28 protein-coding genes are annotated in these 24,119 nt (G+C 38.4%); 1 reads left to right on the top strand and 27 read right to left on the bottom strand.

The features are described 5' to 3' along the window. Positions 1–188: 188 nt before the first annotated feature. The 16 genes from pth to metG all read right to left on the bottom strand — a co-directional run bounded on the left by pth (position 189) and on the right by metG (position 14,934). A complete protein-coding gene (gene pth / locus V7112_RS03835; RefSeq protein ID WP_335415695.1) occupies positions 189–752 on the bottom strand; it encodes an aminoacyl-tRNA hydrolase in 564 nt (187 codons plus the stop codon). Between the two features lie 93 nt (positions 753–845). Then, complete coding sequence (locus V7112_RS03830; RefSeq protein WP_335415692.1) at positions 846–1,475, bottom strand: 50S ribosomal protein L25/general stress protein Ctc; 630 nt, start codon at positions 1,473–1,475, stop codon at positions 846–848. Positions 1,476–1,568: 93 nt separating this feature from the next. Then, entirely contained in the window at positions 1,569–2,522 is a 954-nt protein-coding gene (locus V7112_RS03825) for a ribose-phosphate diphosphokinase (protein WP_335415689.1), read from the bottom strand. 18 nt (positions 2,523–2,540) lie between these two features. Next, positions 2,541–3,920: a bifunctional UDP-N-acetylglucosamine diphosphorylase/glucosamine-1-phosphate N-acetyltransferase GlmU gene (glmU, locus tag V7112_RS03820; RefSeq protein WP_335415686.1), complete on the bottom strand. Its 1,380-nt coding sequence runs from the start codon at positions 3,918–3,920 to the stop codon at positions 2,541–2,543. A 400-nt stretch (positions 3,921–4,320) separates the two neighbouring features. Then, on the bottom strand, positions 4,321–4,611 hold the full coding sequence (gene spoVG, locus V7112_RS03815; RefSeq protein ID WP_010285377.1) for a septation regulator SpoVG: 291 nt from the start codon (positions 4,609–4,611) through the stop codon (positions 4,321–4,323). A gap of 142 nt (positions 4,612–4,753) precedes the next feature. Further along, complete coding sequence (locus V7112_RS03810; protein ID WP_335415684.1) at positions 4,754–5,128, bottom strand: RidA family protein; 375 nt, start codon at positions 5,126–5,128, stop codon at positions 4,754–4,756. Beyond that, positions 5,125–5,985 carry a pur operon repressor gene (gene purR / locus V7112_RS03805; RefSeq protein ID WP_335415681.1) on the bottom strand — a complete coding sequence of 287 codons (861 nt, stop codon included), beginning with the start codon at positions 5,983–5,985 and terminating at the stop codon, positions 5,125–5,127. Before purR ends, V7112_RS03810 begins: the two co-directional genes overlap by 4 nt. Before the next feature lie 53 nt (positions 5,986–6,038). Beyond that, positions 6,039–6,911 carry a 4-(cytidine 5'-diphospho)-2-C-methyl-D-erythritol kinase gene (gene ispE, locus V7112_RS03800; RefSeq protein WP_335415678.1) on the bottom strand — a complete coding sequence of 291 codons (873 nt, stop codon included), beginning with the start codon at positions 6,909–6,911 and terminating at the stop codon, positions 6,039–6,041. A 191-nt stretch (positions 6,912–7,102) separates the two neighbouring features. Then, positions 7,103–7,288, bottom strand: coding sequence for a small, acid-soluble spore protein, alpha/beta type (locus tag V7112_RS03795; protein WP_335415675.1), 186 nt, complete (start codon positions 7,286–7,288; stop codon positions 7,103–7,105). Positions 7,289–7,511: 223 nt separating this feature from the next. Then, positions 7,512–7,781, bottom strand: a complete 270-nt coding sequence (gene veg / locus V7112_RS03790) for a biofilm formation stimulator Veg (protein ID WP_116354422.1) — start codon at positions 7,779–7,781, stop codon at positions 7,512–7,514. Between the two features lie 246 nt (positions 7,782–8,027). After that, positions 8,028–8,915, bottom strand: coding sequence for a sporulation peptidase YabG (yabG, locus tag V7112_RS03785; protein WP_335415674.1), 888 nt, complete (start codon positions 8,913–8,915; stop codon positions 8,028–8,030). A gap of 117 nt (positions 8,916–9,032) precedes the next feature. Then, positions 9,033–9,929 carry a 16S rRNA (adenine(1518)-N(6)/adenine(1519)-N(6))-dimethyltransferase RsmA gene (gene rsmA / locus V7112_RS03780; RefSeq protein WP_335415670.1) on the bottom strand — a complete coding sequence of 299 codons (897 nt, stop codon included), beginning with the start codon at positions 9,927–9,929 and terminating at the stop codon, positions 9,033–9,035. Further along, entirely contained in the window at positions 9,922–10,485 is a 564-nt protein-coding gene (gene rnmV, locus V7112_RS03775; protein ID WP_335415667.1) for a ribonuclease M5, read from the bottom strand. Before rnmV ends, rsmA begins: the two co-directional genes overlap by 8 nt. Positions 10,486–10,605: 120 nt before the next feature. After that, positions 10,606–11,802 carry a ubiquitin-like domain-containing protein gene (locus V7112_RS03770; RefSeq protein ID WP_335415664.1) on the bottom strand — a complete coding sequence of 399 codons (1,197 nt, stop codon included), beginning with the start codon at positions 11,800–11,802 and terminating at the stop codon, positions 10,606–10,608. Positions 11,803–12,027: 225 nt separating this feature from the next. Then, positions 12,028–12,795, bottom strand: a complete 768-nt coding sequence (locus tag V7112_RS03765; protein ID WP_335415661.1) for a TatD family hydrolase — start codon at positions 12,793–12,795, stop codon at positions 12,028–12,030. Between the two features lie 189 nt (positions 12,796–12,984). Next, positions 12,985–14,934: a methionine--tRNA ligase gene (gene metG / locus V7112_RS03760; protein WP_335415657.1), complete on the bottom strand. Its 1,950-nt coding sequence runs from the start codon at positions 14,932–14,934 to the stop codon at positions 12,985–12,987. A gap of 472 nt (positions 14,935–15,406) precedes the next feature. On the opposite strand from metG, the gene V7112_RS03755 reads away from it, so the two are divergent. Beyond that, on the top strand, positions 15,407–15,691 hold the full coding sequence (locus V7112_RS03755) for an AbrB/MazE/SpoVT family DNA-binding domain-containing protein (protein WP_335415654.1): 285 nt from the start codon (positions 15,407–15,409) through the stop codon (positions 15,689–15,691). Between the two features lie 88 nt (positions 15,692–15,779). Here V7112_RS03755 and rsmI read toward each other — a convergent pair whose 3' ends face one another. From rsmI to V7112_RS03700, 11 genes are all read right to left on the bottom strand, one after another. Further along, entirely contained in the window at positions 15,780–16,655 is an 876-nt protein-coding gene (gene rsmI / locus V7112_RS03750) for a 16S rRNA (cytidine(1402)-2'-O)-methyltransferase (protein WP_335415651.1), read from the bottom strand. Next, entirely contained in the window at positions 16,621–16,920 is a 300-nt protein-coding gene (locus tag V7112_RS03745) for a GIY-YIG nuclease family protein (protein WP_335415648.1), read from the bottom strand. Before V7112_RS03745 ends, rsmI begins: the two co-directional genes overlap by 35 nt. After that, on the bottom strand, positions 16,907–17,650 hold the full coding sequence (locus tag V7112_RS03740; RefSeq protein WP_335415645.1) for a tRNA1(Val) (adenine(37)-N6)-methyltransferase: 744 nt from the start codon (positions 17,648–17,650) through the stop codon (positions 16,907–16,909). The genes V7112_RS03745 and V7112_RS03740 overlap by 14 nt, the downstream gene beginning before the upstream one ends. Before the next feature lie 89 nt (positions 17,651–17,739). Further along, the gene (yabA, locus tag V7112_RS03735; RefSeq protein WP_335395201.1) at positions 17,740–18,093 is read right to left on the bottom strand and encodes a DNA replication initiation control protein YabA; all 354 of its coding nucleotides are present in this window, start codon (positions 18,091–18,093) and stop codon (positions 17,740–17,742) included. A gap of 13 nt (positions 18,094–18,106) precedes the next feature. Then, positions 18,107–18,934, bottom strand: a complete 828-nt coding sequence (locus tag V7112_RS03730; protein ID WP_335415643.1) for a PSP1 domain-containing protein — start codon at positions 18,932–18,934, stop codon at positions 18,107–18,109. Then, positions 18,927–19,931, bottom strand: a complete 1,005-nt coding sequence (gene holB, locus V7112_RS03725; protein WP_335415639.1) for a DNA polymerase III subunit delta' — start codon at positions 19,929–19,931, stop codon at positions 18,927–18,929. The genes V7112_RS03730 and holB overlap by 8 nt, the downstream gene beginning before the upstream one ends. Positions 19,932–19,950: 19 nt before the next feature. Further along, entirely contained in the window at positions 19,951–20,391 is a 441-nt protein-coding gene (locus V7112_RS03720) for a YaaR family protein (RefSeq protein ID WP_335415636.1), read from the bottom strand. Between the two features lie 101 nt (positions 20,392–20,492). Further along, the gene (locus tag V7112_RS03715) at positions 20,493–20,822 is read right to left on the bottom strand and encodes a cyclic-di-AMP receptor (RefSeq protein ID WP_335366009.1); all 330 of its coding nucleotides are present in this window, start codon (positions 20,820–20,822) and stop codon (positions 20,493–20,495) included. A 165-nt stretch (positions 20,823–20,987) separates the two neighbouring features. Continuing rightward, positions 20,988–21,620: a dTMP kinase gene (gene tmk / locus V7112_RS03710; protein WP_335415633.1), complete on the bottom strand. Its 633-nt coding sequence runs from the start codon at positions 21,618–21,620 to the stop codon at positions 20,988–20,990. 16 nt (positions 21,621–21,636) lie between these two features. Beyond that, a complete protein-coding gene (locus V7112_RS03705) occupies positions 21,637–23,070 on the bottom strand; it encodes an aminotransferase class I/II-fold pyridoxal phosphate-dependent enzyme (protein ID WP_335415630.1) in 1,434 nt (477 codons plus the stop codon). A 124-nt stretch (positions 23,071–23,194) separates the two neighbouring features. Continuing rightward, on the bottom strand, positions 23,195–23,398 hold the full coding sequence (locus V7112_RS03700) for a sigma factor G inhibitor Gin (RefSeq protein ID WP_335415628.1): 204 nt from the start codon (positions 23,396–23,398) through the stop codon (positions 23,195–23,197). Positions 23,399–24,119: the final 721 nt, after the last annotated feature.

The raw sequence follows: 24,119 nt of genomic DNA, 5'->3' as shown, positions 1-24,119 counted from the left end.
CGATTTTTTTCGAGCATGCTCGAAAAGATTCCTTTGAAAAATCGTGGCATCCGCCGGAGGCTCTAGCTTCATTCAGTTGGGGTTAAACCCCGACTGAATGAAGCTAGATTACGCTCAAAAGTTTTCACTTTCTAGTATAAACCGTGAAGTGATTCTTTATTCACAACTACTTACCCAATGATACTACACTACTGCGCATTATATTCATTCATTACTTGTAAAAATGGTGTTGAGACCCACTTTTCTGCAGCCTCTGCTGACTGTTGGATCGCATTGTTGATATCCTGTGACTCTTCTGCGTGAAAACGTCCTAGAACATAATCAGCTATCTTCATCCCATTTGTTGGACGATTGATTCCGATTCGAATGCGCTTAAACTCTTGAGTGCCTAAATGATTGATAATGGACTTCATTCCATTATGACCACCAGCACTTCCTTTTCCACGGAGCCTGATTTTTCCAACAGGAAGGTCAAGCTCATCATAGATAACAAGTATATCATCTACTAGAATATCATAATAATCCATAAGTGGCCTGATACTTTCTCCCGATAAATTCATATATGTAAGGGGCTTTAAAAGTAGAACCTTCTCCCCATTTACTAATCCTTGTCCAAACACACCGTTGAATTTTGCCTTGTCCAGAGAGATATTTAGTTTGTTTGATAACTCATCAATAACCTTAAAGCCGACATTATGCCTTGTTTCCTCATACTGCCTACCTGGATTTCCTAACCCAACAATTAGCTTCATGTTATTTCCCCCATTTATTTATATAGCGCGCCTGTGGCAAAAGGACGTAACCGTTATTGGTTACGTCCAACCTTTTAGTCCTTTTAAGTTGCTTTACTGAGACTCGCTAGTTTCTCTACCTTCGAGATTTTCTGGTTCACCTGGTTCTTGCTCTTCCCCTGTGCTAATCTCTTCTTCCTGTCTTGGAGCTAGAACAGATGCCACAACCTGTGAAAGTTCCTGATTAATGGTATATTTGCCTTTTGTATCTATATCCTCAAGCTTAATAACATCCCCAACCTCAACCTGTGACACATCAACATCAATGGATTGTGGAATGTCTGTTGGAAGGGCAGAAATCGATACCTGATGAATCGACTGCTGAAGCACTCCACCATCTTTCACACCCGCTGCATCCCCAACTAAATTGATATTCACATCAACCGTAACCTCTGTTGACATGTTTACAATTTGGAAATCTGCATGTATGATTTCACTTTTAATTGGGTCTGTTTGAATGTCATGAAGCATGACGGAGTGCTGGTTGTTGTTAATTGAAAGCTTGATAATTCCATTTCTTCCGGTAGTACGAATCGTTTTTAAAAATTCCGCACTACTTACATAAATCGGTTGACTTTGATTTTGGCCATTTAAAACAGCTGGAAAGTTTCCCGCTTGTCTAATTTTTGTTAGTGTTGAACGTTTATCTTTTACTCGTTCTGTCGCTTCTAAAACTGCAGACATGTTATACACCATCCTTGGAAGATTTAGTCATATTACTAAATTTCCCCTAAAGATGGCGAAGTAAACCTTCTTTTTGAAAAGAAAAAAGCTTTATTAATCGAAAAGCGTACTGACAGATTGTTGCTCGTGGACACGGATGATTGCTTCACCTATTAATGGAGCTACAGAAAGCTCTTTAATTTTTTCAATCTTTTTCTCTTCAGGCAAACGAATCGTATTGGTGACAACCAATTCTTTAATTTTTGAATTTTGGATTCGTTCAATTGCTGGTCCTGAAAGAACCGGATGTGTACAGCATGCATAAACTTCTGAAGCACCGTTTTCGACTAATGCATTCGCAGCTAATGTAATTGTTCCTGCTGTATCAATAATATCATCGATTAAAATTGCGGTTTTTCCTTCGATATTACCAACAATGTTCATTACTTCAGCCACATTCGGTCTAGGTCGACGTTTATCGATAATTGCAATTGGGGCCTTTAGACGGTCCGCCATTTTACGAGCACGTGTAACCCCACCATGGTCAGGAGAAACAATGACAATGTCCTCAAGATTTTTACTTTTAAAATAATCTGATAGGATTGGTACACCCATTAGATGGTCAATTAAGATATCGAAAAAGCCTTGGATCTGTGGAGCATGAAGGTCTAATGTAATTACGCGGTCCGCCCCTGCTGTTTCTAACAGATTAGCGATAAGCTTAGCTGTAATTGGCTCACGCGCACGTGCTTTACGGTCCTGTCTTGCATATCCATAATATGGCATGACGATATTAATTGTTTTTGCAGATGCACGTCTTAATGCATCAATCATGATCAATACTTCCATGATATGCTCATTTACAGGTGCACTCGTTGATTGAATGACAAATACATCACATCCACGAATACTTTCTTCAATATTAATTTGAACTTCTCCATCACTAAATCGTGTAACAGAGCATTTTCCGAGCTCAACGCCAATCGACTTAGCAATCTCCTCAGCCAAAGGTGCATTCGAATTCAATGAAAATACCTTTAAGCTTGAGTCACGGTATTCTTTAGACATGATCTAACCCGACCTCCATTAGGAATTTTTCTTTTGATTTAGATGTTCTACATAATTCTCTTTATTGACTTGGCGTGCTCTTGCAATGGATAAAGCTTTGCTTGGGACGTCACTTGTAATGGTTGACCCAGCTGCTACATATGCTCCCTTACCGACCGTTACTGGAGCCACAAGGTTAGAATTACAACCAATAAATGCATTATCCTCGATTTTCGTTAAAAATTTATTCTTTCCGTCATAGTTAACAGTAATTGAGCCACATCCGATATTAACATTTGTACCGACCTCTGCATCCCCAATATAGCTTAAATGAGATGCTTTACTTCCTTCACCGAATACAGCCTTTTTCAATTCAACAAAGTTTCCTACCTTTACTTTATCACTAATTTGTGATGCAGGACGGATATGTGCAAACGGTCCAACCGCTACATCATTTCCAATACTACTGTCATGTGCAACTGAATGGCGGATTACCGTTCTATTACCAATTTTACAATTCTTAATTTCTGTATTTGGACCAATCTCACATTCGGTTCCAATTTCAACATCCCCAATGATCATCGTTCCAGGATGTAACACAGTATCTGAACCAATTTTGGCATCAGCTGAAATGTACGTATTGTCAGGATCAATGATTGTAACACCATTCACCATATGATATTTATTAATTCTTTGTTTCATTAGTTTTTCAGCCTGTGATAATGCATAACGATCATTGACTCCAAGCGTTTCATCAAAAGAAGCCGTTTGGAATGCGGATACGATTTCACCCTTTTTCTTAAGGATTTCAATTACATCAGGAAGGTAGTACTCCCCTTGTACATTATCATTTGATACATTCGAAAGTGCTTCAAATAAGGCTTCGTTATCGAAACAATATGTTCCGGTGTTAATTTCCGTAATTGTACGTTCTTCTTCAGTTGCATCTTTGTGTTCAACAATGCGCTCAACATGTCCTTCTGCATTTCGGACAATTCTTCCATAGCCTGTAGGCTCTACTGCCACAGCTGTTAAAATTGTTGCCTTTGCGTTAGCTTCCTCATGTTGTTGAAGGAGGGCCTCCATTGTTTCTGTAGTGATAAGAGGAGTATCACCACAAACAACTAAAGTTACTCCCTTTTCGTTTGCTAAGTGGTTTGCTGCCTGCATAACGGCATGTGCAGTACCTAATTGCTCTTCTTGAAGTGCATATTCACTTTTATCTCCAATTTGTGCTTTTACTTTTTCCGCTCCATGCCCAACGATTGTCACAAGCTTTTGTAAGGATAGTGGTGAAATCTGATCTACTACGTGCTCAACCATTGGTTTTCCACATACAGGGTGTAGAACCTTGTAAAGCTTTGATTTCATGCGTGTTCCTTGCCCTGCGGCCAAAATTACGCCATATCTGTTTGTCATGTTCAGGCCTCCAATTAACCTAATCAAATTCGCCTCGTCGAATTTGCGCCCAGATTTTTTAGGCCCACACGAGGTGGGGCACAAAGACGTTGCCACAGGATGTGGCGTTTTTAGTCTTTAATCTTAAGCTCGAAAACTTTTCTTTGAAAATCTGTGGCATCCGCCGGAGGCTTTAACTTTTTTCGTTTTAGGTTTAAACATCGATTGAATGAAGTTAAACCTTTTTAACCTTTTTATCCATTTCGAATATATCTTAAAAAATGACCATTTTCAAGAAAACTAAGCGAAAGTACATTATTTTTTGGTTGGAAAATTTTATATGAGGAAAATGTGGGCTATTTTAGGGATAAGAAAAAGAGCCTATCAGGATGTAGGCTCTTCGATGCTATATACGTTTATTTTAAGATGCTCCTGCTTCTTCAAACTCAACCTCAACTTCACCTAAACGATGATACTCAGCTAGTACTGCATCTTGGATCTTTCCACGCGTACTTGAGTTAATTGGATGAGCGATATCACGAAACTCTCCATCAGGAGTACGTTTGCTCGGCATAGCAACAAATAAACCGTTGTTGCCATCAATCACACGAATGTCATGAACAACAAATTCATGGTCTAACGTAATCGATGCAATCGCTCTCATTCTACCTTCAGTATTAACGCGGCGTAATCTAACGTCTGTCACTTCCATTCTGTTCACCACCTTTTTTACTATATAAAAACTTAGTTATTCATATTCAACGGAAAATCAGAATCTCCTGCTAAATATTAAATAATTTTTTAAAAAGATTCATACTTTTTTGTGAATGAACAGAATATTTGTGAAAAACGCCTTATTTTACAAGTGCGATAACTTCGATTTCTACTAAAACATCCTTAGGTAGTCTTGCTACTTCAACTGTTGAACGAGCTGGTTTATGTCCAGCAAAGAATTCTCCGTAAACTTCGTTTAGTTCTGCGAAGTCATCCATGTTTTTTATAAATACAGTTGCTTTTACGACTGTTTCTAATGACGCACCTGCTTCGGCTAAGATTGCTTGAAGATTTTTAAAAACTTGAGTGGTTTGTTCTTTAATTCCACCGCTTACTAATTCGCCAGCCTGTGTTAATGGAATTTGACCTGAGCTAAAAAACATATTATTTACAATAATCCCTTGTGAATATGGTCCAATTGCTGCAGGAGCTTGATTTGTTTGAACTTGTTTCATTCTTCTTCCCCCATCTCATCTTCAATTTCAACTCGTTGCAGGTAAGATTCATAATTACCTACCGTTACCTTTATTTGCTTTTCCTTCACATCAACATCTGTTAACTTAACTAAGGAGATGTATTCATCGACAAGTCTCTCTTCGATTCCCTCCGACTCAACAAGAACACCGATTCCTTTTAAATTCGCATTGAATTCTTCAAGAATACTGACCATTCCTTTAACGGTGCCGCCAGCCTTCATAAAGTCATCGATAATTAAAACATTAGAACCTTCCTTCAGACTCCTTTTTGCCAATACCATTGTCTGGATTCGCTTTGTCGATCCAGAAACATAATTAATACTTACTGTAGAGCCTTCGGTTACTCGATTGCCATGCCTTACAATCACTACAGGCACATCTAGGTAAGAAGCAACTGCATATGCAAGTGGAATTCCCTTTGTTGCTACAGTCATGACAACATCAATCTCGTGATTGGAATAAATTGAGGCAAAGATTTTACCAATTTTATTCACAATTCTCGGGTCTCCCAGTATATCTGTTAAATATAAATATCCACCTGGAAGAAGCCGATCTGGATTTGCTATAACCTCACAAAGCTCCTCGACAACCTCACTTGCTTCTTTTTCTCCGACCATCGGAATAAATTTCACACCACCGGCCGCTCCCGCCACTGTAATTAATGTACCAATTCCTTGTTGTTCAAAGGTCTGCTTAATAATCGTTAAATCTTCACTAATTGAGGACTTAGCAGAATCATACTTTTCAGCAAAATAAGTAAGAGATACAAGGTGCTGTGGGTGTAAAAGCAAGTGATTTGTCATGTCAACAAGTCTACTACTCCGTCTAAATTTCATGGCTGCCTCCAAAAAAACCGAATGTTTTATTGATAATATACCATTAATGTACGTTATCCTTCAACTTTATTTCGTTCACCGAGCAGTCGTACCGCATAAACCTGGTCGCAAAAACCACGCAATCCATTATAAATTCGTTGCATCCTTGATTCTCTTTGAACAAGACCAAAAACAGTTGGACCACTGCCACTCATTAAAACCGCATCTGCTCCAAAACGTTTCATTTGATCTTTAATATGAGCTACTTCTGGATGAAGCTTTAAGGTTACGTCCTCTAAAACATTTCCGACGCGATTGCAAATTCCATTAAAGTCCTTTGTTTCGATTGCCTGAATCATCCCATCCACATCTGGATGATTAATTTGATCAATGGAAAGATTCCGATACACTTCTGCTGTTGAAACTCCAATTGTTGGCTTTGCTAAAATGATCCAGCAATGTGGAGGTGCAGGTAACTCCGAAATGATTTCTCCTCTACCTGTAGCTAGAGCCGTTCCTCCATATACACAAAAAGATACATCTGAGCCAATTTCCGCACCAATTGATGCTAGCTCGTCCAAACTCAGTCCTAGACCCCAAAACTTGTTTAACCCACGTAACGTTGCAGCTGCATCACTGCTTCCGCCCGCTAGTCCTGCAGCCACTGGGATTGATTTTGTAATCGAAATGACTACGCCTTTTTTCACACCGTATCGTTTCTTTAATAAATTTGCGGCTTGGTATGCCAAGTTGCGGCTGTCATCTGGTACAAAGCGATTATGAGAAATGACCTTAATTTCGTCTCCCTCATAATCAGATAATTCAAGCCTGTCCGATAGATCAATGGTTGTCATAATCATCCGCACCTCATGATAACCATCCTGGCGTTTATGTAAAACATCAAGCGCCAAATTGATCTTTGCTGGGGCCTTAACTAATAATTTCATGAAAACACCTGCTTTAAACGTAAATTCAATATTGACATTGTACCATAAAGTAAACGACGGAAAACAGTGCTGTCACAGAGTCTCCACTGTTTTTTATGTAAATTGCCCATTGAGACCTTATACCTAGAAAACTTTAATATAAAGAAAGCCGAAGCAAATAGGCTTCGGCGTCGTAGTTCTAAGAATTTGTTTTACTGGTTTTGTCCTTTATTGGCAAGCTGTTGTTGTCCAATTTCAATTGCACGTTTTACCATATTTCCAGCATCACGTGATCGAATCGCACCCCAACCTTCTTTTTTAACGGTATCGTAAAAACCGAGTTCCTTTGCTAATTCCTCTTTAAAAGCTTCTGACATGATACCACGACGTCTTCCCAATAACTACAACCCCTTTCTTCATCTACGACATTCATAGGGTTAGTTATAGTAACAAATAATATCCTATTTCATCTTTTTTAAACAAAAAACGTAGTACTTTATTTAGAAAAGCGCAAGGCGCCCGCTTATCGGCTTATGACCTCGAGCCGATGGCGCCTGGAGCTAGACAATAAAAAAGTACTACGTTTTTTTGAAAAAATAAAAAAGCAGTAAACATTGATGTCTACTGCCCACTTATCGCTACGTTCCCGGATGTCTCATCAAAGAAGGTTAATTGAACGGTTTCTGTAAGGATATCAGCATAGCTGTATGAAACTCGCTCAAAGGAATTTTCATCCTGGTCTAGTTCAATTACAAATACAGAGGGGTACGTTTCAGCGAGCACTCCTGAGCGCTCAATTGTCTTTCTACGACCACCATTTGCCTTTAATGTAAGTCGCTTACCTAAATTCGTATCTAGAGACCGTTTAATATCAAGCAAAGTTTTTGCCATTTCACTCCACCTCACTATTAATTAGTATACCAAAAATACCACCAAACGTCAAATAAAACTAAAATTATAACAATGATACAAAATACTTGTCAATGAATTTTTTCCTACAAATTTCTCAACACACAACCCATAGTATGTTCAAAAGCAGAGCCAATATGTATTTAAATCAAGATTTCTTTTCACCGACAAAATTTTTACCCTATCGTATATGTAATAAAATACCAAGGGATCTCTAGCGATACGCAGTTAGAGATCCCCATTTCCCTCTTCATCAACCAATCTTTGATAAGGCATACCGGTTCGTAATACACCCCTTGTTTCAATCCCACCAAGACCTTTTTCCCCTGTTAATGTATTGCGGAGAACATCCCAAACATTAATTCGTTCATCAAATGGCGTAAAACTAATTTTCGCCACGATATATACAGGATCTAGGGCATGTATATTGACTCTAGACGGTGAACTTGCATAATTTGCCCCTGCACGTATCAACGATTCGAAATGTGACTGACAGGCGCCCGCAAAGATAACAAGCTGATCTAAATGCGGAAATTTTTTTCGAGCTTGTCGAACTGTTTGCGCAAAATGACGGGAATGTCGGTACGCTTTTAATTCCGTAACCTTTCCCTTTGATTTTGAATATGCATCATGACCGGTTATAACTAGAATATCAGGTCTATATTTATCAAGTAATTCATCAATCCTTTCAGGCATTTCCTTTTCGTGACAGTGAAACCCATATACCGGAATCCCAATTTTTTCATATAACATCAAGCATTTTTTTAAATAGGTTGGGTCACCATCAATATGCAGAACCCTTCCTGGAATTTGAAAAAACTCTGTGTCATTTGAATATCCACCTGTAGCATGATATTCATTTTTTTGTCTAACTAACTGATAATCTTGTCGAAATAGTCGATAGGAATGATCCACTTTTTCGCGATCTGCTCGTAGCCTTTTCTGCCTTTCATCCTCGCCAACTAGGACTAAGTCATGATACGGGGCATCAGCAATCAACCTTACATCCTCACCATATAAATTAACAGTTTGGTTATGTGTTATCTCTGTTACTTTGAACAATAAGTCAAACTGATGTGATTTACGTGCAACAATATCGCCAACCTTTATATCCATCCTCACCCACTCCAACTTTCGAGGTTATTTCGCTACCCGAGATGCCTTCTTGTTAGCCTATGCAGCACAACCTTAAGTGGTGAGAGGAAAGATAACCTGCACTCACATAAAAAAGACCTACTGCTCAGTAGGTCCCAGATTTAAAGCTTTATATAATTCATCACTTAAACGTCCAAATTCTTCAATCGATAATGTTTCACCGCGACGTCTTGGATCAATATTAGAGGCGGCTAAACAGCCTTCAATTGCCTCTTTATTCGCCTTTCCATTTGGCAGGTTTGAGGTCAAATTATTTAAAATCGTCTTTCTCCTTTGTCCGAAAGAAGCACGAACGACATCAAAAAAGAAGGACTCATTTTCTACCTTAACAGCCGGTTCCTTTCTTTTTAGCAAACGAATTACTGCTGAATCCACATTTGGCTGGGGAACAAATACAGTTTTAGGAACGATCATGACTGTTTCAGCAGTTGTGTAATATTGAATAGCAATTGACAAGGACCCATAGTCTTTTGTACCAGGAGAAGCAGAAATCCGGTCTGCTACCTCCTTTTGAAGCATGACAACAATTCCTCTTAATGGGAGATTTTCTGTTAGCAATTTCATAATAATTGGTGTTGTAACATAATAAGGCAGATTGGCGACTACCATGATATCATCGATTCCCTGCATTTTTTCAATTATGACAGATTGGACATCTGCCTTTAAAACATCCTCATGGATTATTTCTACATTGGGATATGGAGATAAGGTATCTGCTAAAATCGGCAAAAGTCGCCCATCGATTTCAAATGCAACAACCTTTTTTGCGCGCTTTGCAAGCTGCTCGGTTAATGCACCGATACCTGGCCCAATTTCAATCGCAGCTGTTTCTTCTGTAACTGCCGCATGGTCAACGATGCGATGTAATATATTCGTATCAATTAAAAAGTTTTGTCCTAAGCTTTTCTTAAAAGAAAAACCATGCTTTTCTAAAATGGCTCTCGTTCTTATAGGTGTGGCTATATCTTTAATCACGTTGCCTTTCCCCCTGTAGCACTTTTTCAACGGCCTGGTCAAATGCCCCTTTAGTTATTTGGAACATCTGTAGACGCTTATAAAGCTGTTTTCCGTTAGTATAACCAATTTTTAAAAGAACGCCTAGCTTTTCCCTTCGTTCCTTCGCCTTGCTTCCTCCAATCAATCCTGCGTCCACTAAGGCGTCAAATTCAATTTCCGAGTGGAAATCCTCCTGTTCCTGTTTTACGTCCGCTAAGGCCTTTCGAATCGCCTCTGGAGTGGCATGCTCAACGCCCACCTTTTTGCCTGACTTTGCAAGTGCCTCATTTTTAGGTAAAAACGCATGCTTACACCCTGGAACGGCCTTTGCTACGATTTTACGGATTCGTTCACCTGGGTAGTCCGGGTCTGTAAAAACAATAACCCCTCTCACTTCATAAGCATGTTTGATTCGTTCTAATACTTCTTGGTTAACGGCTGACCCGTTTGTTTCGATTGTATCGGCATCGACAGCCCGCTTAATTGCGACAGTGTCATCTTTGCCTTCCACAACAATTATTTCTTTTATTTTCATTTTTATTGAAACCTTTCTGGATTTATTTCGTCTAACAATATAGATACAAATATTACATAATTATAACAAAAAAGACATAGACATAAAAAAACAGAGGAAATCTTCCTCTGTTTGCGCAAGTTAATTTAAGATTTGGATTTTGACCTGTCGTTGCCCCCAACGGAATGCCTGTGATTTCTCTGAGAAAAAGACATCAATCTTATGACCCTTAATATCTGTGCCCTTATCAGCCGCGATTGCATAGCCATACCCTTCTACATACACTTTTGTACCTAAAGGAATGATGCTTGGGTCAACCGCAATCACCTTAACATTTGGATTTGCGCGAAGGTTAATCCCTGTAGCAGTTGTTCCTGAACACCCGCTACAATATGCAGTATAAGCTGTAGAAGATACATAGAATTCCTTTGCTACATTACCAGTACCACGGGATACCTGTTGCACGATTTCACGTGTACCAATTGCAACAACCTTATCCTTGCTATCAGCTAGGGTTTCTGTTTTGATTAGATCTCTTGATACTTCTTTTCCATTCTCAAGAACAACTTCATAGTGCTTTGCAACTTTCCCTTCCTGACCAGGAGTTACAACTTTTTCTTTGCCTTTATCAATACTGTTGTCCTTTTTACGAACAACCGCAAAGGCCACTGATTCTTCCACTACATCGGTGACTTTTTCTACTCGTACAACATTAACGACACTATTTGCTGTAATCTCTTCTTCCATTCCTGGCTCTACGCGATCCAATTCATTTAGTGCAACATTTTGACCTTTTAAAAAGTCAGCGACAGTAGTCGAAGTGGACCAAACTTGACTCTCAGTACCGCCGTCATTTAGCGTAAGTTGAAATGCCTTTTCAACTTGTACTTTCATATCTTTTGCTAACTTTGTATCTAAACTTGGATTGACTTTATCGTGCTCCGAAATCTCTACATCTGCATCTTTGAAAAGATCTCCCACGGTTTTGACTGTTGTCCAAACCTTTTGTGGTTCATTATCGACTACAAGTTCAACTGGAATGGCCTCTTGCCACGTCACTTTCATATTGTCCTTAATTGTCGTATCCATAGATGGTGAAAGCTCGTCATGTTTTGAGACATCAATCTCTAGATCCTGTAGAACTTCAGCAACCGTGTTTGCGTGCGTCCTTATAACTTGCTCATTTCCATTTAATGATAGTGTAACTGTATCCTTACTGGTTTCATACGCAGCATATCCTGTACCTGCACCTGCTAAGACTATAAAACTACTTATCGAGACTATTAATCTCTTTTTGTGCTTCGACTCGGAAAACAGTTTTTTCATGTTTTTAAGCAAATGAAAAACGCCTCCTTCTCTCAGTGGATTATATAAAGTATCAATAAATCTGTCAACCCCACCCCTTTTTTACGTCACCGTTGTAAAATATTATGCAAGAAGAGTTTTTAAAAGGGAAGAATTAGTTGTCGACAAAGATATATATGAGACGAAGGAGACATGTAGAACTTCTTCTAATCAACTTATTGTTGGACAAGCTACCCTACTTTTTGACAAAAATTGCTATCATTTTATGCCGAAAAATCGCTTCGCATTGTCGGAAGTTTTTTCGGCAATTTCCTCAAACGATACCCCTTTTAGCTCTGCAATTTGCTCTGCTACATATTTCACATAACTTGGTTCATTTCGTTTTCCCCGAAATGGATGTGGAGTTAAATAGGGACAATCCGTTTCTATTAAGAGCCGATCAAGTGGAATTTCCGCTGCTACTTCTTTTGGTTTTTTTGCGTTTTTAAAGGTAACAGGACCACCAAACGATATGTAAAAATTCATATCCATGCATTGTTTGGCAACTTCAATACTTCCAGTAAAGCAGTGCATAATTCCTCCTACTTCACTTGCATTCTCCTCTTGTAGAATGTCGATAATATCAGCCGTAGCCTCACGGTTATGAATAATAATAGGTAGTTTTACCTTCTTAGCAAGAGCAATTTGCTTTCTGAAGACTTCCTTTTGAATATCCTTTGGGGACTTATCCCAGTAGTAATCAAGCCCCATTTCTCCTAATGCCACAACCTTTGGGTGGGCACTGAGCTCTTCAATCCAAGCTAGGTCTTCATCCGTCATATCAATTGCATCAACTGGATGCCAGCCGACAGTTGCATAGATAAACTCGTATTGATCTGCTAATTCAATCGCTCTCGTGATCGTTTCACGGTCAAAACCAACGACAACAATTCTTTCTACACCTTCACTCAGTGCTCTTTCGATGACTTCATCTAAATCGTCTTGATACTGAATCGCATTTAAGTGTGCATGTGTATCAATTAACATCATAAAGACTCCTTTATTACTGAATTTTCGTATGTAAAAAGGACAGATGGCTCTGTCCTTTTTCGTGTCTAGCTCCAGGCGCCATCGGCTCGAGGTCATAAGCCAATCGCTTCGGAAGGTAAAATGCACCTTCTGTCAGCTCTCGTCTTATGCTTGTCGCCGATAAGCGGGCGCCTTACGCTTTTCTTGTTATTTAACTTTAGCTCCATTTGGTAGGCTTTGGTCAATCGTTGCGACCGATAGTTTGCCATCAACAGATCCTGCTAAAATCATTCCTTGTGATAGCTCACCGCGAAGTTTTACAGGTTTAAGGTTCGTTACACAAATCACCTTTTTGCCTACTAGTTCTTCAGGAGTGTAATACTGAGCAATACCAGATACTACCTGGCGCTTTTCAAAGCCCAAATCTAGTTGAAGCTTTAATAGCTTATCGGCCTTTTTTACCGGCTCTACTTGAAGCACTTGCGCGACACGAAGTTCAACCTTCATGAAATCATCGATAGTGATCTCGTCAGCTTGCTCAACTTCCTTTACATGCTCTTCTTTTTTCGTACTGCCCTGCATTTTTTCCTTAATATATTCAACTTCCTCGGCAATTTCTAAACGAGGGAAAATTGGCTCACCCTTTGTCACCTGAATTCCTTCTTGTTTGATTCCAAATTCAGTTAGGCTATCCCAGGTTTTCAATGCATCATCTTTTATTCCAAGCTGTGCAAAGATTTCACCCGGAGTTTTAATTAAAAATGGTTCAAGCATAATCGCTGCAAAACGTAGAGATTCCGCTAAGTGACTCATAATCGAGCCTAATTCATCTTTTTTCGCTTCATCTTTTGCAACAACCCATGGCTGAGTTTCATCAATATATTTATTTGTACGACTAATAAACTGCCAAAGGGCTGCTAGTGCAACAGAAAACTCCATTTTCTCCATTGCTTCTTCGTATTTTGCAACAGTTTCCACTGCGAAATTTGCTAACTGAGTATCATATTCTGATTGATTTCCGAGATACATCGGAATTGTACCATCAAAATATCGTCCGATCATTGCAACTGTTCGATTTAATAGGTTTCCAAGGTCATTTGCTAAATCAAAATTGATTCTTTCAACGAATCCTTCTGGAGTAAATACACCATCAGCACCAAATGGAACCTCACGTAATAAGTAGTAACGTAGAGAATCGAGTCCGTAACGGTCAATTAATGTAACTGGATCAACGACATTTCCCTTTGATTTTGACATTTTTCCATCCTTCATTAGCAACCAGCCATGAGCAAATACCTTTTTCGGTAATGGTAGGTCTAATGCCATCAGCATAATTGGCCAATAGATTGTATGGAAACGAACAATTTCCTTTCCAACTAAATGGACATCAGCAGGCCAATATTTTTGATATTTAGCATCATCTTCTGTACCGTAACCTAAAGCCGTAATGTAGTTTGATAGCGCATCAATCCATACGTAAATCACATGCTTTGGATCACCCGGTACTTTCACTCCCCAATCAAAGGTTGTTCTTGACACAGCCAAATCCTCTAGTCCAGGTTTAATGAAGTTATTAATCATTTCATTTTTGCGGGACTCGGGTTGGATGAATTCAGGATTTTCCTTATAGTACTTTAGCAGACGATCTACATATTTACTCATTTTGAAGAAATAAGATTCTTCCTTCACTTTTTCAACTGGTCGCCCACAGTCTGGGCAATTTCCATTGACTAATTGTCTTTCGGTAAAGAAGGATTCACAAGGTGTACAGTACCAACCTTCATATTGATCAAGATAGATATCACCTTGTTTTACAAGTTGGTCAAAAATCTTTTCGACAACTTCTTTATGGCGATCCTCTGTTGTTCGGATAAAATCATCATAGGAGATCTCAAGTTTCTTCCAAAGATCTTGAATTCCTGAAACAATCTCATCAACATATTCTTGTGGCGAAACACCTTTTTCTGCTGCAGAACGTTGAATTTTTTGACCATGCTCGTCGGTTCCTGTTAAAAACATTACATCATATCCACGTAATCTTTTATATCGAGCCATAGCATCCGCTGCTACAGTTGTATAAGCGTGTCCTATATGTAATTTCCCACTTGGATAATAAATGGGTGTCGTTAAATAAAATGTTTTATTCTCTTGAGCCATCGGTAGACCTCCTCATAAAATAAGCTCGAATAAGCAAGACAATCCTATTTCATCTATTCCTATTATATCTCTAAAATATACCTAAAGCGCGAAGGGAATGTCAATTTAAAGAGATTTCTATGTATATGTAAATAAAAAAGTTATGATACAATTCGACCAAGACAGAAAACCACTCTATTTTTCGACAAAATTCAGCTGGCAAATGTAGAATTTTGTCGAATTTATTTTACATATTTCCCTCTATTATGGTACAGTCTTTTTCAAAAAATAGTAGTTTCATAATGTAAAAGGCCTCATAAAACCCTTCTGTTATAAGACACCGCGTGCCATTTTTATACATATTTTAAAAGAATTGTAGTTAAAAATGATTGACGTTAAATGGAAATCTTGATATTATTATCTAGAAATCAATTTGTCGAAAATTGACGATATAGAGAGATAAATATACAAAAATTGAGAGGAGAAAAAACAAATGAAATCTACAGGTATTGTTCGTAAAGTTGATGAGTTAGGTCGTGTTGTTATTCCTATCGAGCTTCGTCGTACATTAGACATCGCTGAAAAAGATGCTCTAGAAATTTATGTTGACGATGACAAAATTATTTTAAAGAAATACAAGCCAAATATGACTTGCCAAATTACTGGTGAAATTTCTGATGATAATTTCACACTTGCTAATGGTAAGATCGTTCTTAGCCGTGAAGGTGCTGAACAAATTCTTAAAGAACTTCAAGACAACCTTACAGGTGTAAAATAATAGATGATAAAGAAAGCTTCTCTCCCCGAGAAGCTTTTTGTATTTTGATAGGACGGGACCTACGCCAAGGCGTATTTGATTTCACTTGTTACAATCCGTGATATTCTTGGTAAACTTCTCTTTTTTGCTGGTTTCGGTCTTTTGCTACTTGTTTTATTGCTTCTTTTGTTGTCATTGACTCAGTTTCAACATAATGGTTGACATGCTGTTCAATTGATAGGTTTTCCCACCAAGCCTCCGAAAGCTCGTTCTCGCTAAATAAGGCTCCCTCCACAACAAGACAGAACTCACCACGAACCGTATCCTCCTCTGTCCATGCCAGGACTTCATCCATATCCCCACGAATAAACTCTTCAAACTTCTTTGTTAATTCTCTAGAAACCGTGATTTTGCGATTTCCTAATACCTCTCTCATGATCTTCAGTGTTTCTTTTAAGCGATGAGGTGCTTCATAAAAAAGAATTGTTGCTTGAATATGTACCAAACCTTCCAACTGCTTTCGTTTCTCCTTCTTATTTCGGTCTAGAAAACCATAAAAATAAAAAGGTTGTGTACTGAGCCCAGAGGCAATCAGAGATGTTAATGCAGCATTTGCACCCGGTAATGGAACGACATACATTTGTTCTTGAACCGCTTCGACAACTAATTCATAGCCCGGGTCGGAAATCGTTGGCATGCCCGCATCACTTACAAGTGCCACATCTTTTCCTTCTCGTAGTAAAGCTAGAATTTTATCCCCGCTCACTTTTTTATTATGTTCATGGTAGCTTATGACAGGTGTTTCAATCTCAAAATAATTACAAAGCTTTTTTGTTTGCCTTGTATCCTCTGCCGCTATAAAAGCAGATTCCTTCATGATCTTAATCGCACGGAAAGTCATATCCTCCAAATTCCCAATTGGAGTTGGAACGAGATATAAAGTTCCATATTCATAATTTGGTTGAAAGCTTTTTTGCTGCCACATACCGCTCCTCACTTTCCATTGCCAGCAACCGTTCCTTCTCAGGCCGCTTTAATCGTTTAAATCTATATTCTGCACGCATCGCTTCTTCTTTCGTTTCAAACTCCTGGGTAAATAATAACGAAATTGGGCCTCTTCCTCTTGTATATTTGGCTCCTTTTCCTTCATTATGCTTTTTCATCCTTTGGTCAACATCGGTTGTATAACCTGCATAATAGGTTCCATCCTTGCACTCCACCACATAAAAATAGTGCTTATTCATCTCCATAGAGAATGGTCCTTATCTCTTTTGTATACTCATTATGTTCATCGTATACATATAGTGGAGGTAAAATTTTTAAATCAGCATTTCCCTGTTTGATTCCTTCAACTAAAATGGTATTTGCCTCTTTGCCAAATCTAGGATGTACAAATTGCAAACGCTTCGGCTCAATTCGGTATTGTCTCATCAAGGTAAGGATATCCATCAATCGACCTGGGCGATGAACGAATGCAACCTTTCCACCTTGCCTTACCAATTGACTGCTCACACGGACAACATCCTCTAATGTACAAAAAATTTCATGGCGAGCAATCGCAAGATGTTCATTATGATTCATTTCATCTGCTTTTGGCGTTGGAAAATACGGTGGATTACAGGTCACAACATCATATTTTCCATGTCCCAATCTTTCGGGCATGTCCTTAATATCCCCGTGAATGACCGAAAGCTGATTTGAAAGTTTATTATATTCAATGCTGCGTTTTGCCATATCAAAAATACGGTCTTGAATTTCAACGCCTGTAATCTCTGCCTTTGACCTTTTGCTTAACAATAATGGAATGACCCCATTACCTGTACACAAATCTATGATTTTTCCTTTTTGGATCGGTACATACACAAATTTTGCTAAAAGCACCGTATCCAATGAAAAGGCAAAGACAGAAGGGCTTTGGATGATTCTTAAGTTCTCTGCTAATAAATGATCTAATCGTTCATCATCATGTAATTGAACCATTGCATTATGTTTCCTTCCCTACAGTAATCTATTTCTTATTATAAAGCTTTTCCTTGGAAATGAAAAAGTCCTCTCCAGTTGGAAAGGACCTATTTCTTATTTAAAAAGGAGAGACAAAATAAGCAGTCGCCATCAGAACGGACACTTCCATAATGAACATTACAAATATGAAAGCCCTCCTGATATAGTCTAGCTAAATTATCATATCCTTCACCGATATCAACTAGCCTTGCTTCTTGTAAAGCCTTATCGTTTTTTTCTTCTTTTTTCTTTGAAATGGATTGATCAAGTCGGCGACGTAAAAGGTCATTCTCCATTTTCAGATTGTGATTCTCTTCAAGTAATTGCCCAAGATGTTCTTTCAATTCTCCTAGTTGTGTATACAGATTACCGATTTGAGTCTCCATACTACTAACAGATTCAAAAATATCTTTTTTGTCCACGCATTCCACCTCGTCATTCTGTGGCTTGAATCGAAATCGCTCCCTCTTTCAGTAGTTCCTCCCACGTATATTCGACAACTCGTTCACGGCCAATTAATTCTAATTGTAGTACTCGTTCTAAAATATTGAGTCCAACAACCTTCCCAGTTCCACTCGTTGTTTCTATCACATCGCCGAGGTCTGGAAGCTGTTCTTTAGCACTTTCATACTCGTCATTCTCATATTTTAAACAGCACATTAACCGACCACATAAACCTGATATTTTAGTAGGGTTTAATGAAAGGTTTTGATCCTTTGCCATCTTAATTGAAACCGGCTCAAAGTCACCTAAGAAGGTTGAGCAACAAAGCATTCTTCCACATGGACCAATTCCGCCAAGCATCTTGGCTTCATCACGTACCCCGATTTGTCTTAATTCAATTCTCGTACGGAAGATTGCCGCTAAATCCTTCACTAATTCACGGAAATCAACACGTCCATCTGCTGTAAAATAGAAGATTACTTTATTTCTATCAAACGTATATTCTACATCAACAAGCTTCATATCAAGACTGTGTTCCACTACTTTTTCCTGACATACATCATATGCCTGGGTAGCCGCTGCTTTATTTTCTTCTACAATTAATTTATCCTTTGAATCCGCAATGCGGATGACCTTTTTCAATGGAAGTACGATGTCATTTTCATCGACTTGCTTTTTATTTATGACAACCTTGCCAAATTCAATTCCTCTAACCGTTTCGACAATGACATATTCGCCATCAGGAATTGTAAAACCATTTGGATCAAAGTAATAGATTTTTCCCGCTTTTTTAAAGCGTACACCAACTACATCATACAAGCTTATATCCCTCCTGTAACTTTATTACCAATTGCTCCATTAATAAATGTGGGTTCATGTTGGTGTATAGACGACGTTTCGCCTCTAATACCGCTGATATTTGATCACTTACACGTCTAGTTGACGTCTTAAGCGCATGTTGTTTAAAGCTAGTAATCTGGTCATGAAAAATAAGCTTTTCTTCATCACCAAGCTGTATATATAATAAATCTTTAAAAATAAGCAATAATATATCTAAACCAAAGCTAAGCTGCTCTTTCTCTTTAAAATGAGGCAACCATTGGTCCTGCAGAAAAAAGAAAGCATGAGTTGGCCTTGTATGGATTACTTCATATAATTGTAACACTATTGAACGGGACTGTCCAAACCAAGCATCCCCGCTTAATTCGCGGGCTTCTTCTAAATTATTGGTTGTATGAGCAACAAGTGAAGCAATCGTAGGAGATATTCCCTCGTCGATAAGTCGCTCAGAAATGACCTTTGGAGCAAGTGGCTGGAACGACAAAACCTGACATCTGGATAAAATTGTATTTAAGATCCGATGGATTTGTTCAGTTAATAAAATCGCCACTGTTTGACTTGTCGGCTCTTCTAGGAATTTCAATAAACTGTTTGCAGCATTTGTTGTCATTTTATCAGCATGATTAATCAAATACACTTTACGATTTGATTCTACACCTGTTTTTGAAAACTCTTCTTGTAATGCTTGAATTTGCCACTTTTTAATGGATTGGCCATCCGGCTCAATGACATGAACATCAGGATGATTTCCTGATGAAATCCTGCGACAATTTGTACATTCATTACACGGTTTATACCCATTCGGATGCTGACAGAAAAGACTTTTTGCTAAAAGAAAACCTACTTCCTTTTTACCAGTCCCTCGGCTTCCCTCAAATAAGTAAGCATGGGCTACTCTGTTCTTCTTAAGACTATTTTCAACCATTTTTAGGACAAGTGGTTGATATTCCTGAAGTTGTTCCCATGTTTTTTCCACCATTTATCACTCTTTCAAATCACGTATATAAGTTGATTAATAATCCTTTTATTAACCCAACTTTTCCTAGTACATCAATTGATCCTTTTTCTTGGTTAACCATTTGTTCAGTTAAATCCAATAGCTCCTTGTCGATTTGCTCAACAAGCTTATGTGTTCTCCCTTGTCCATTAAAGTTCCAGCTATGGGACTCTTTAACATCCATCCCATACTCGACAGCCTCATGGATAAAGCGTTTAACAAGGGATTTATAAGAAGCTAAATCCTGAAAAGTTTGAGAGCGAGAGAGACGTTCCCCCGCCATATCTATTTGAGAAAGCAGCTTCGTCAATTGTTCCATTTGAAGCTTATTTCCTTCTTGATGAACCATTTTGCTAAAGCCCAAATTTCCCGAAATTTTATTGGATGTATTTGGCTGATTTTTATCTATATTGACACGAAAATCCTGGTTTATTTTCATGAACGTAAAAACACCTCTACAATCAAATACGCCTTGACGTATTTGCGCCCGATTTTTTTCGAGCATGATCATTCATTGGGGATTACCCCCAATGAATAAAGTTAAAATTGGTGAAACTCATCAATCGGTAATACAAATACTGTAGCCCCACCTACTTCTACCTTTACTGGGAATGGAACAAAGGAATCTGCATTTCCACCCATTGGTGAAACAGGGGCAATCATTTGCTCCCGATGTTTGCAATTATCCCTGATGATATCCATTAATTTATTGACACGGATGTCCTCAGTTCCTACAAGGAACGTCGTATTGCCTGATTTTAGAAATCCACCTGTTGTAGCAAGCTTTGTTGCTCTAAAATTATGTTCAACTAATGCCTGTGACAAACGGTTACTGTCCTTATCCTGCACAACTGCAACAACTAGCTTCATCGTTTTGCCTCCCTTTATTTTATCACTTTTACGTGTTCCTTCATATTACGAAATTTGGTAACTATATGTGCGAATGTCCATAGTTGTCTTTATTCTATACCAAGTATAGCCAGAACGAAAAGAAAAACCTCAAAAATCATCAGACTTTTGAGGTAATTCACATGATTAGCCTTTATTCAAATGTTTTTCAATGATTTCAAGTGCTTCTTTCGTCACTTGTTCGAGTGGATTTTCGGCATTAATGGTGTGAAATCTGTCTTTAAAGCGATCTGCAACCATTACATATCCTTTATGCACCTTTTGATGAAAGGAGAGCTGCTCCAGGTCAAGGCGGTTGACTTCTCTTTCATCGTTCTTCTTAATTCTTGTTAACCCTTTTTCAGGCTGGATATCAAAGAAAAGCGTTAATGAAGGCATAAGTCCATTAATCGCAAATTCATTAATGGATAAAACCTCATCTATCCCTAGTTCACGCGCATAGCCCTGATATGCCAAAGAGCTATCAACAAATCGGTCACACAAGACAATTTTTCCCTCTTCTAATGCCGGAATGACCTTCTCGACTAAATGCTGACGGCGAGAAGCTGCATATAAAAGTGCCTCAGTGCGCCCATCCATTTTCGTATTGTTCTTATCTAAAATGACAGAACGAATTTGTTCTGCTATATCAATTCCACCTGGTTCTCTTGTGGAAATGACATCATATCCTTTTTTTGAAAGCTCATCTTGAAGAATTCCTAATACGGTTGTTTTGCCCGCACCCTCAGGACCTTCAAATGTAATAAAATAACCTGCCACTTTTTGTTCAAGCCCCTTACATGTCTAATATCTTTATATTTTTTCCCTTCACATCCCCGCCTTGGAAATGTGCCCCTGTCTCCAAATACGCGGTAAGAATTTCAACGTGTCGTTCCGTTACACGTTCTCCTTCCATAAGGACAGGAATTCCAGGGGGATACGGTATAATCATTTCTCCGGAAATGTTTCCAATCGAATCTTTAAAGGAAACAACCTTTTTATTGTACCCTTTTATTTCATTAAAGCAAAGAGCAAGGGTGGAAACCCTCTTTCCGTCCTCATGTAAATCAACAAATTTACGTTTAATCGACGTATATTCCTTAATAGAGCGACTTATTTTATTATAAATTTCATCAGCATCAAATGTATCAGATAATGGCAACACAAAAAGCACATTATTTGGGTCAGACATTTCTGTAAAAAGACCTTCTTTTTCAAAGCAGCTTTGTAGCTCATATCCATTTAGCTCACATTGCGATTGGATAGTAAGTTTTAATAGGTCTGTTTGGACGTCTTGATTTTTTGACTTCACGACTTTTATTTGTGGTATTGCTTCAAGCTTTTGAATTAAAGCGGTAATTTTTTCAATGATTTGGTTCGTACCTGTTCCCTTCACAGCAGCAAGATAATGCCTTGCAAGATCCAGTGAAGCCATAATCGGATAGGATGGACTACTCGATTGCAAAATCTGAAGATACGACTCAACCTCTTCTTTTTTAATGAGATTACTATTTACATGTAATAAAGAGCCCATTGTCATCGCTGGGAGAGTCTTATGCGCAGAATGCACCACAATATCTGCACCTAAAGAAACAGCAGAAGAAGGGAAGCCCTCTAGCATAAAATGGGCTCCATGCGCTTCATCGATTAAAACTGCCGCTTTCTTCTTATGAACATACGCAATAATATGAGCTAATTCATTTTGATTCACCATTCCATAATAATTAGGGCTTGTTAAAATAACAGCCTTTATATTTTGGTATGTATCAAATGCCTCTTTTACCGTTTTAAAGGAAACATAGGAGGGAACCTGCGCTTCACTATCATACGTAGGATGAAGAAAAATAGGCTGAGCCCCCGCCATCTTTAACCCATTTAAAATTGATTTATGAGAATTTCGTTGCACAAGAACAGTATCATTTTCAGAACACGCTGCAAGGATCATTGCTAAGTTTCCCACAGTCGAACCATTCACTAAAAAGTAGCTCTTTTCGACTCCATATAAATCTGCCACTAATTGTTCTGCTTCTAAAATCGCCCCTTCAGGATGGTGGAGATCATCGAGTCCAGTCAATTCTGTTGCATCGATTTCTAATATGTTATGAAAATAGGGATACCCCTTACTTGGGAATACTTGTCCATATTTATGTCCTGGTACATGCATCGATTGAGGTCTCCTCAGCGCATGTTGGGCCAGCGCATCAAACAAAGGTGTTTTTTCTTGATTCATAGTTATGTATAACCTTCCTTATGTATTTACCTTATTATAAAACAAAAAAAGGGACCTATACTACTAGGCCCGAAAACAACTTGAGATTGCACCTAACGCGAAAGCAATGCCAAGCGGTTTGAAACTATGAATATATCTCTGGTGTTGAAACCTTTTTAAGACGATCTAAATAAAATTGATACTTTGGATCATTTGTTTCCGTACGGATGATATCTTGCTCACAATCCAAACAAATGAATCTTGTATAAAGGTGTATGCCTCTCTTTTTCTCCTGCTCACATATAATACACGTTTCCCCATATTGGTTTCTATTTGCGAGTGAACTCACTGCCTCCACCTCCATACACATATTTTGCCCGGATTCATTGAAATGTATACACAATTGTAAAAATAACAAACAGTTGTAATTTAACTTATTTATTAATCTATGAAGTTCAGGAGCTAGTTTGTGTATGTCTTAGTATAAAAAGCTTTTAAATATTTTTATGATTGGACTAATATTGCAGTTGTTTTAAAATGCTATTTTACATTAAGAGTGATTCTTGCGGTTTACGTACCCCTTTTCCTCGTATTAAAATCAAAAGTGGCACGATTCACTTGCTTGCGTTCCCATTCTTCACGCCTTGATCACTAAACGGTAACGAATGAGGACTTTGCGTTACTCTTTCCATTAATTTAACTGCAAAAGAGGCACGAATCAGAGCTTTGCATTCCTCTTTTTCCCAGCCCAACCTCAAATCTGGAACAAACAAAAACACTTACCTATAAAAATACAAACAAAAAAGACCAACCATATCGGTTGATCTTCTGTTTGCCTAGCGACGTCCTACTCTCACAGGGACAAAGTCCCAACTACCAGCGTCAGATTTCTGCGTCAGCTGCGCTCTCTCCAATCCTCATGTACACAGTACATTCCGGTTGTCGCTCCCTTGCTTCCTTGAACTCTTCGCTCCTCAAAACCCAACCCTTTATTATTATCATTTTAACTCAGTTTGTAGACCTTTGTTTATACAAAACCTCCCGGTTTTGAATCAAAAAAAAGACCAACC

It is taken from the genome of Bacillus sp. JJ1566 (assembly GCF_036962685.1).
Classification (GTDB): domain Bacteria; phylum Bacillota; class Bacilli; order Bacillales; family Bacillaceae_L; genus Ferdinandcohnia.
This window is presented reverse-complemented; position numbering and strand designations above follow the sequence as displayed.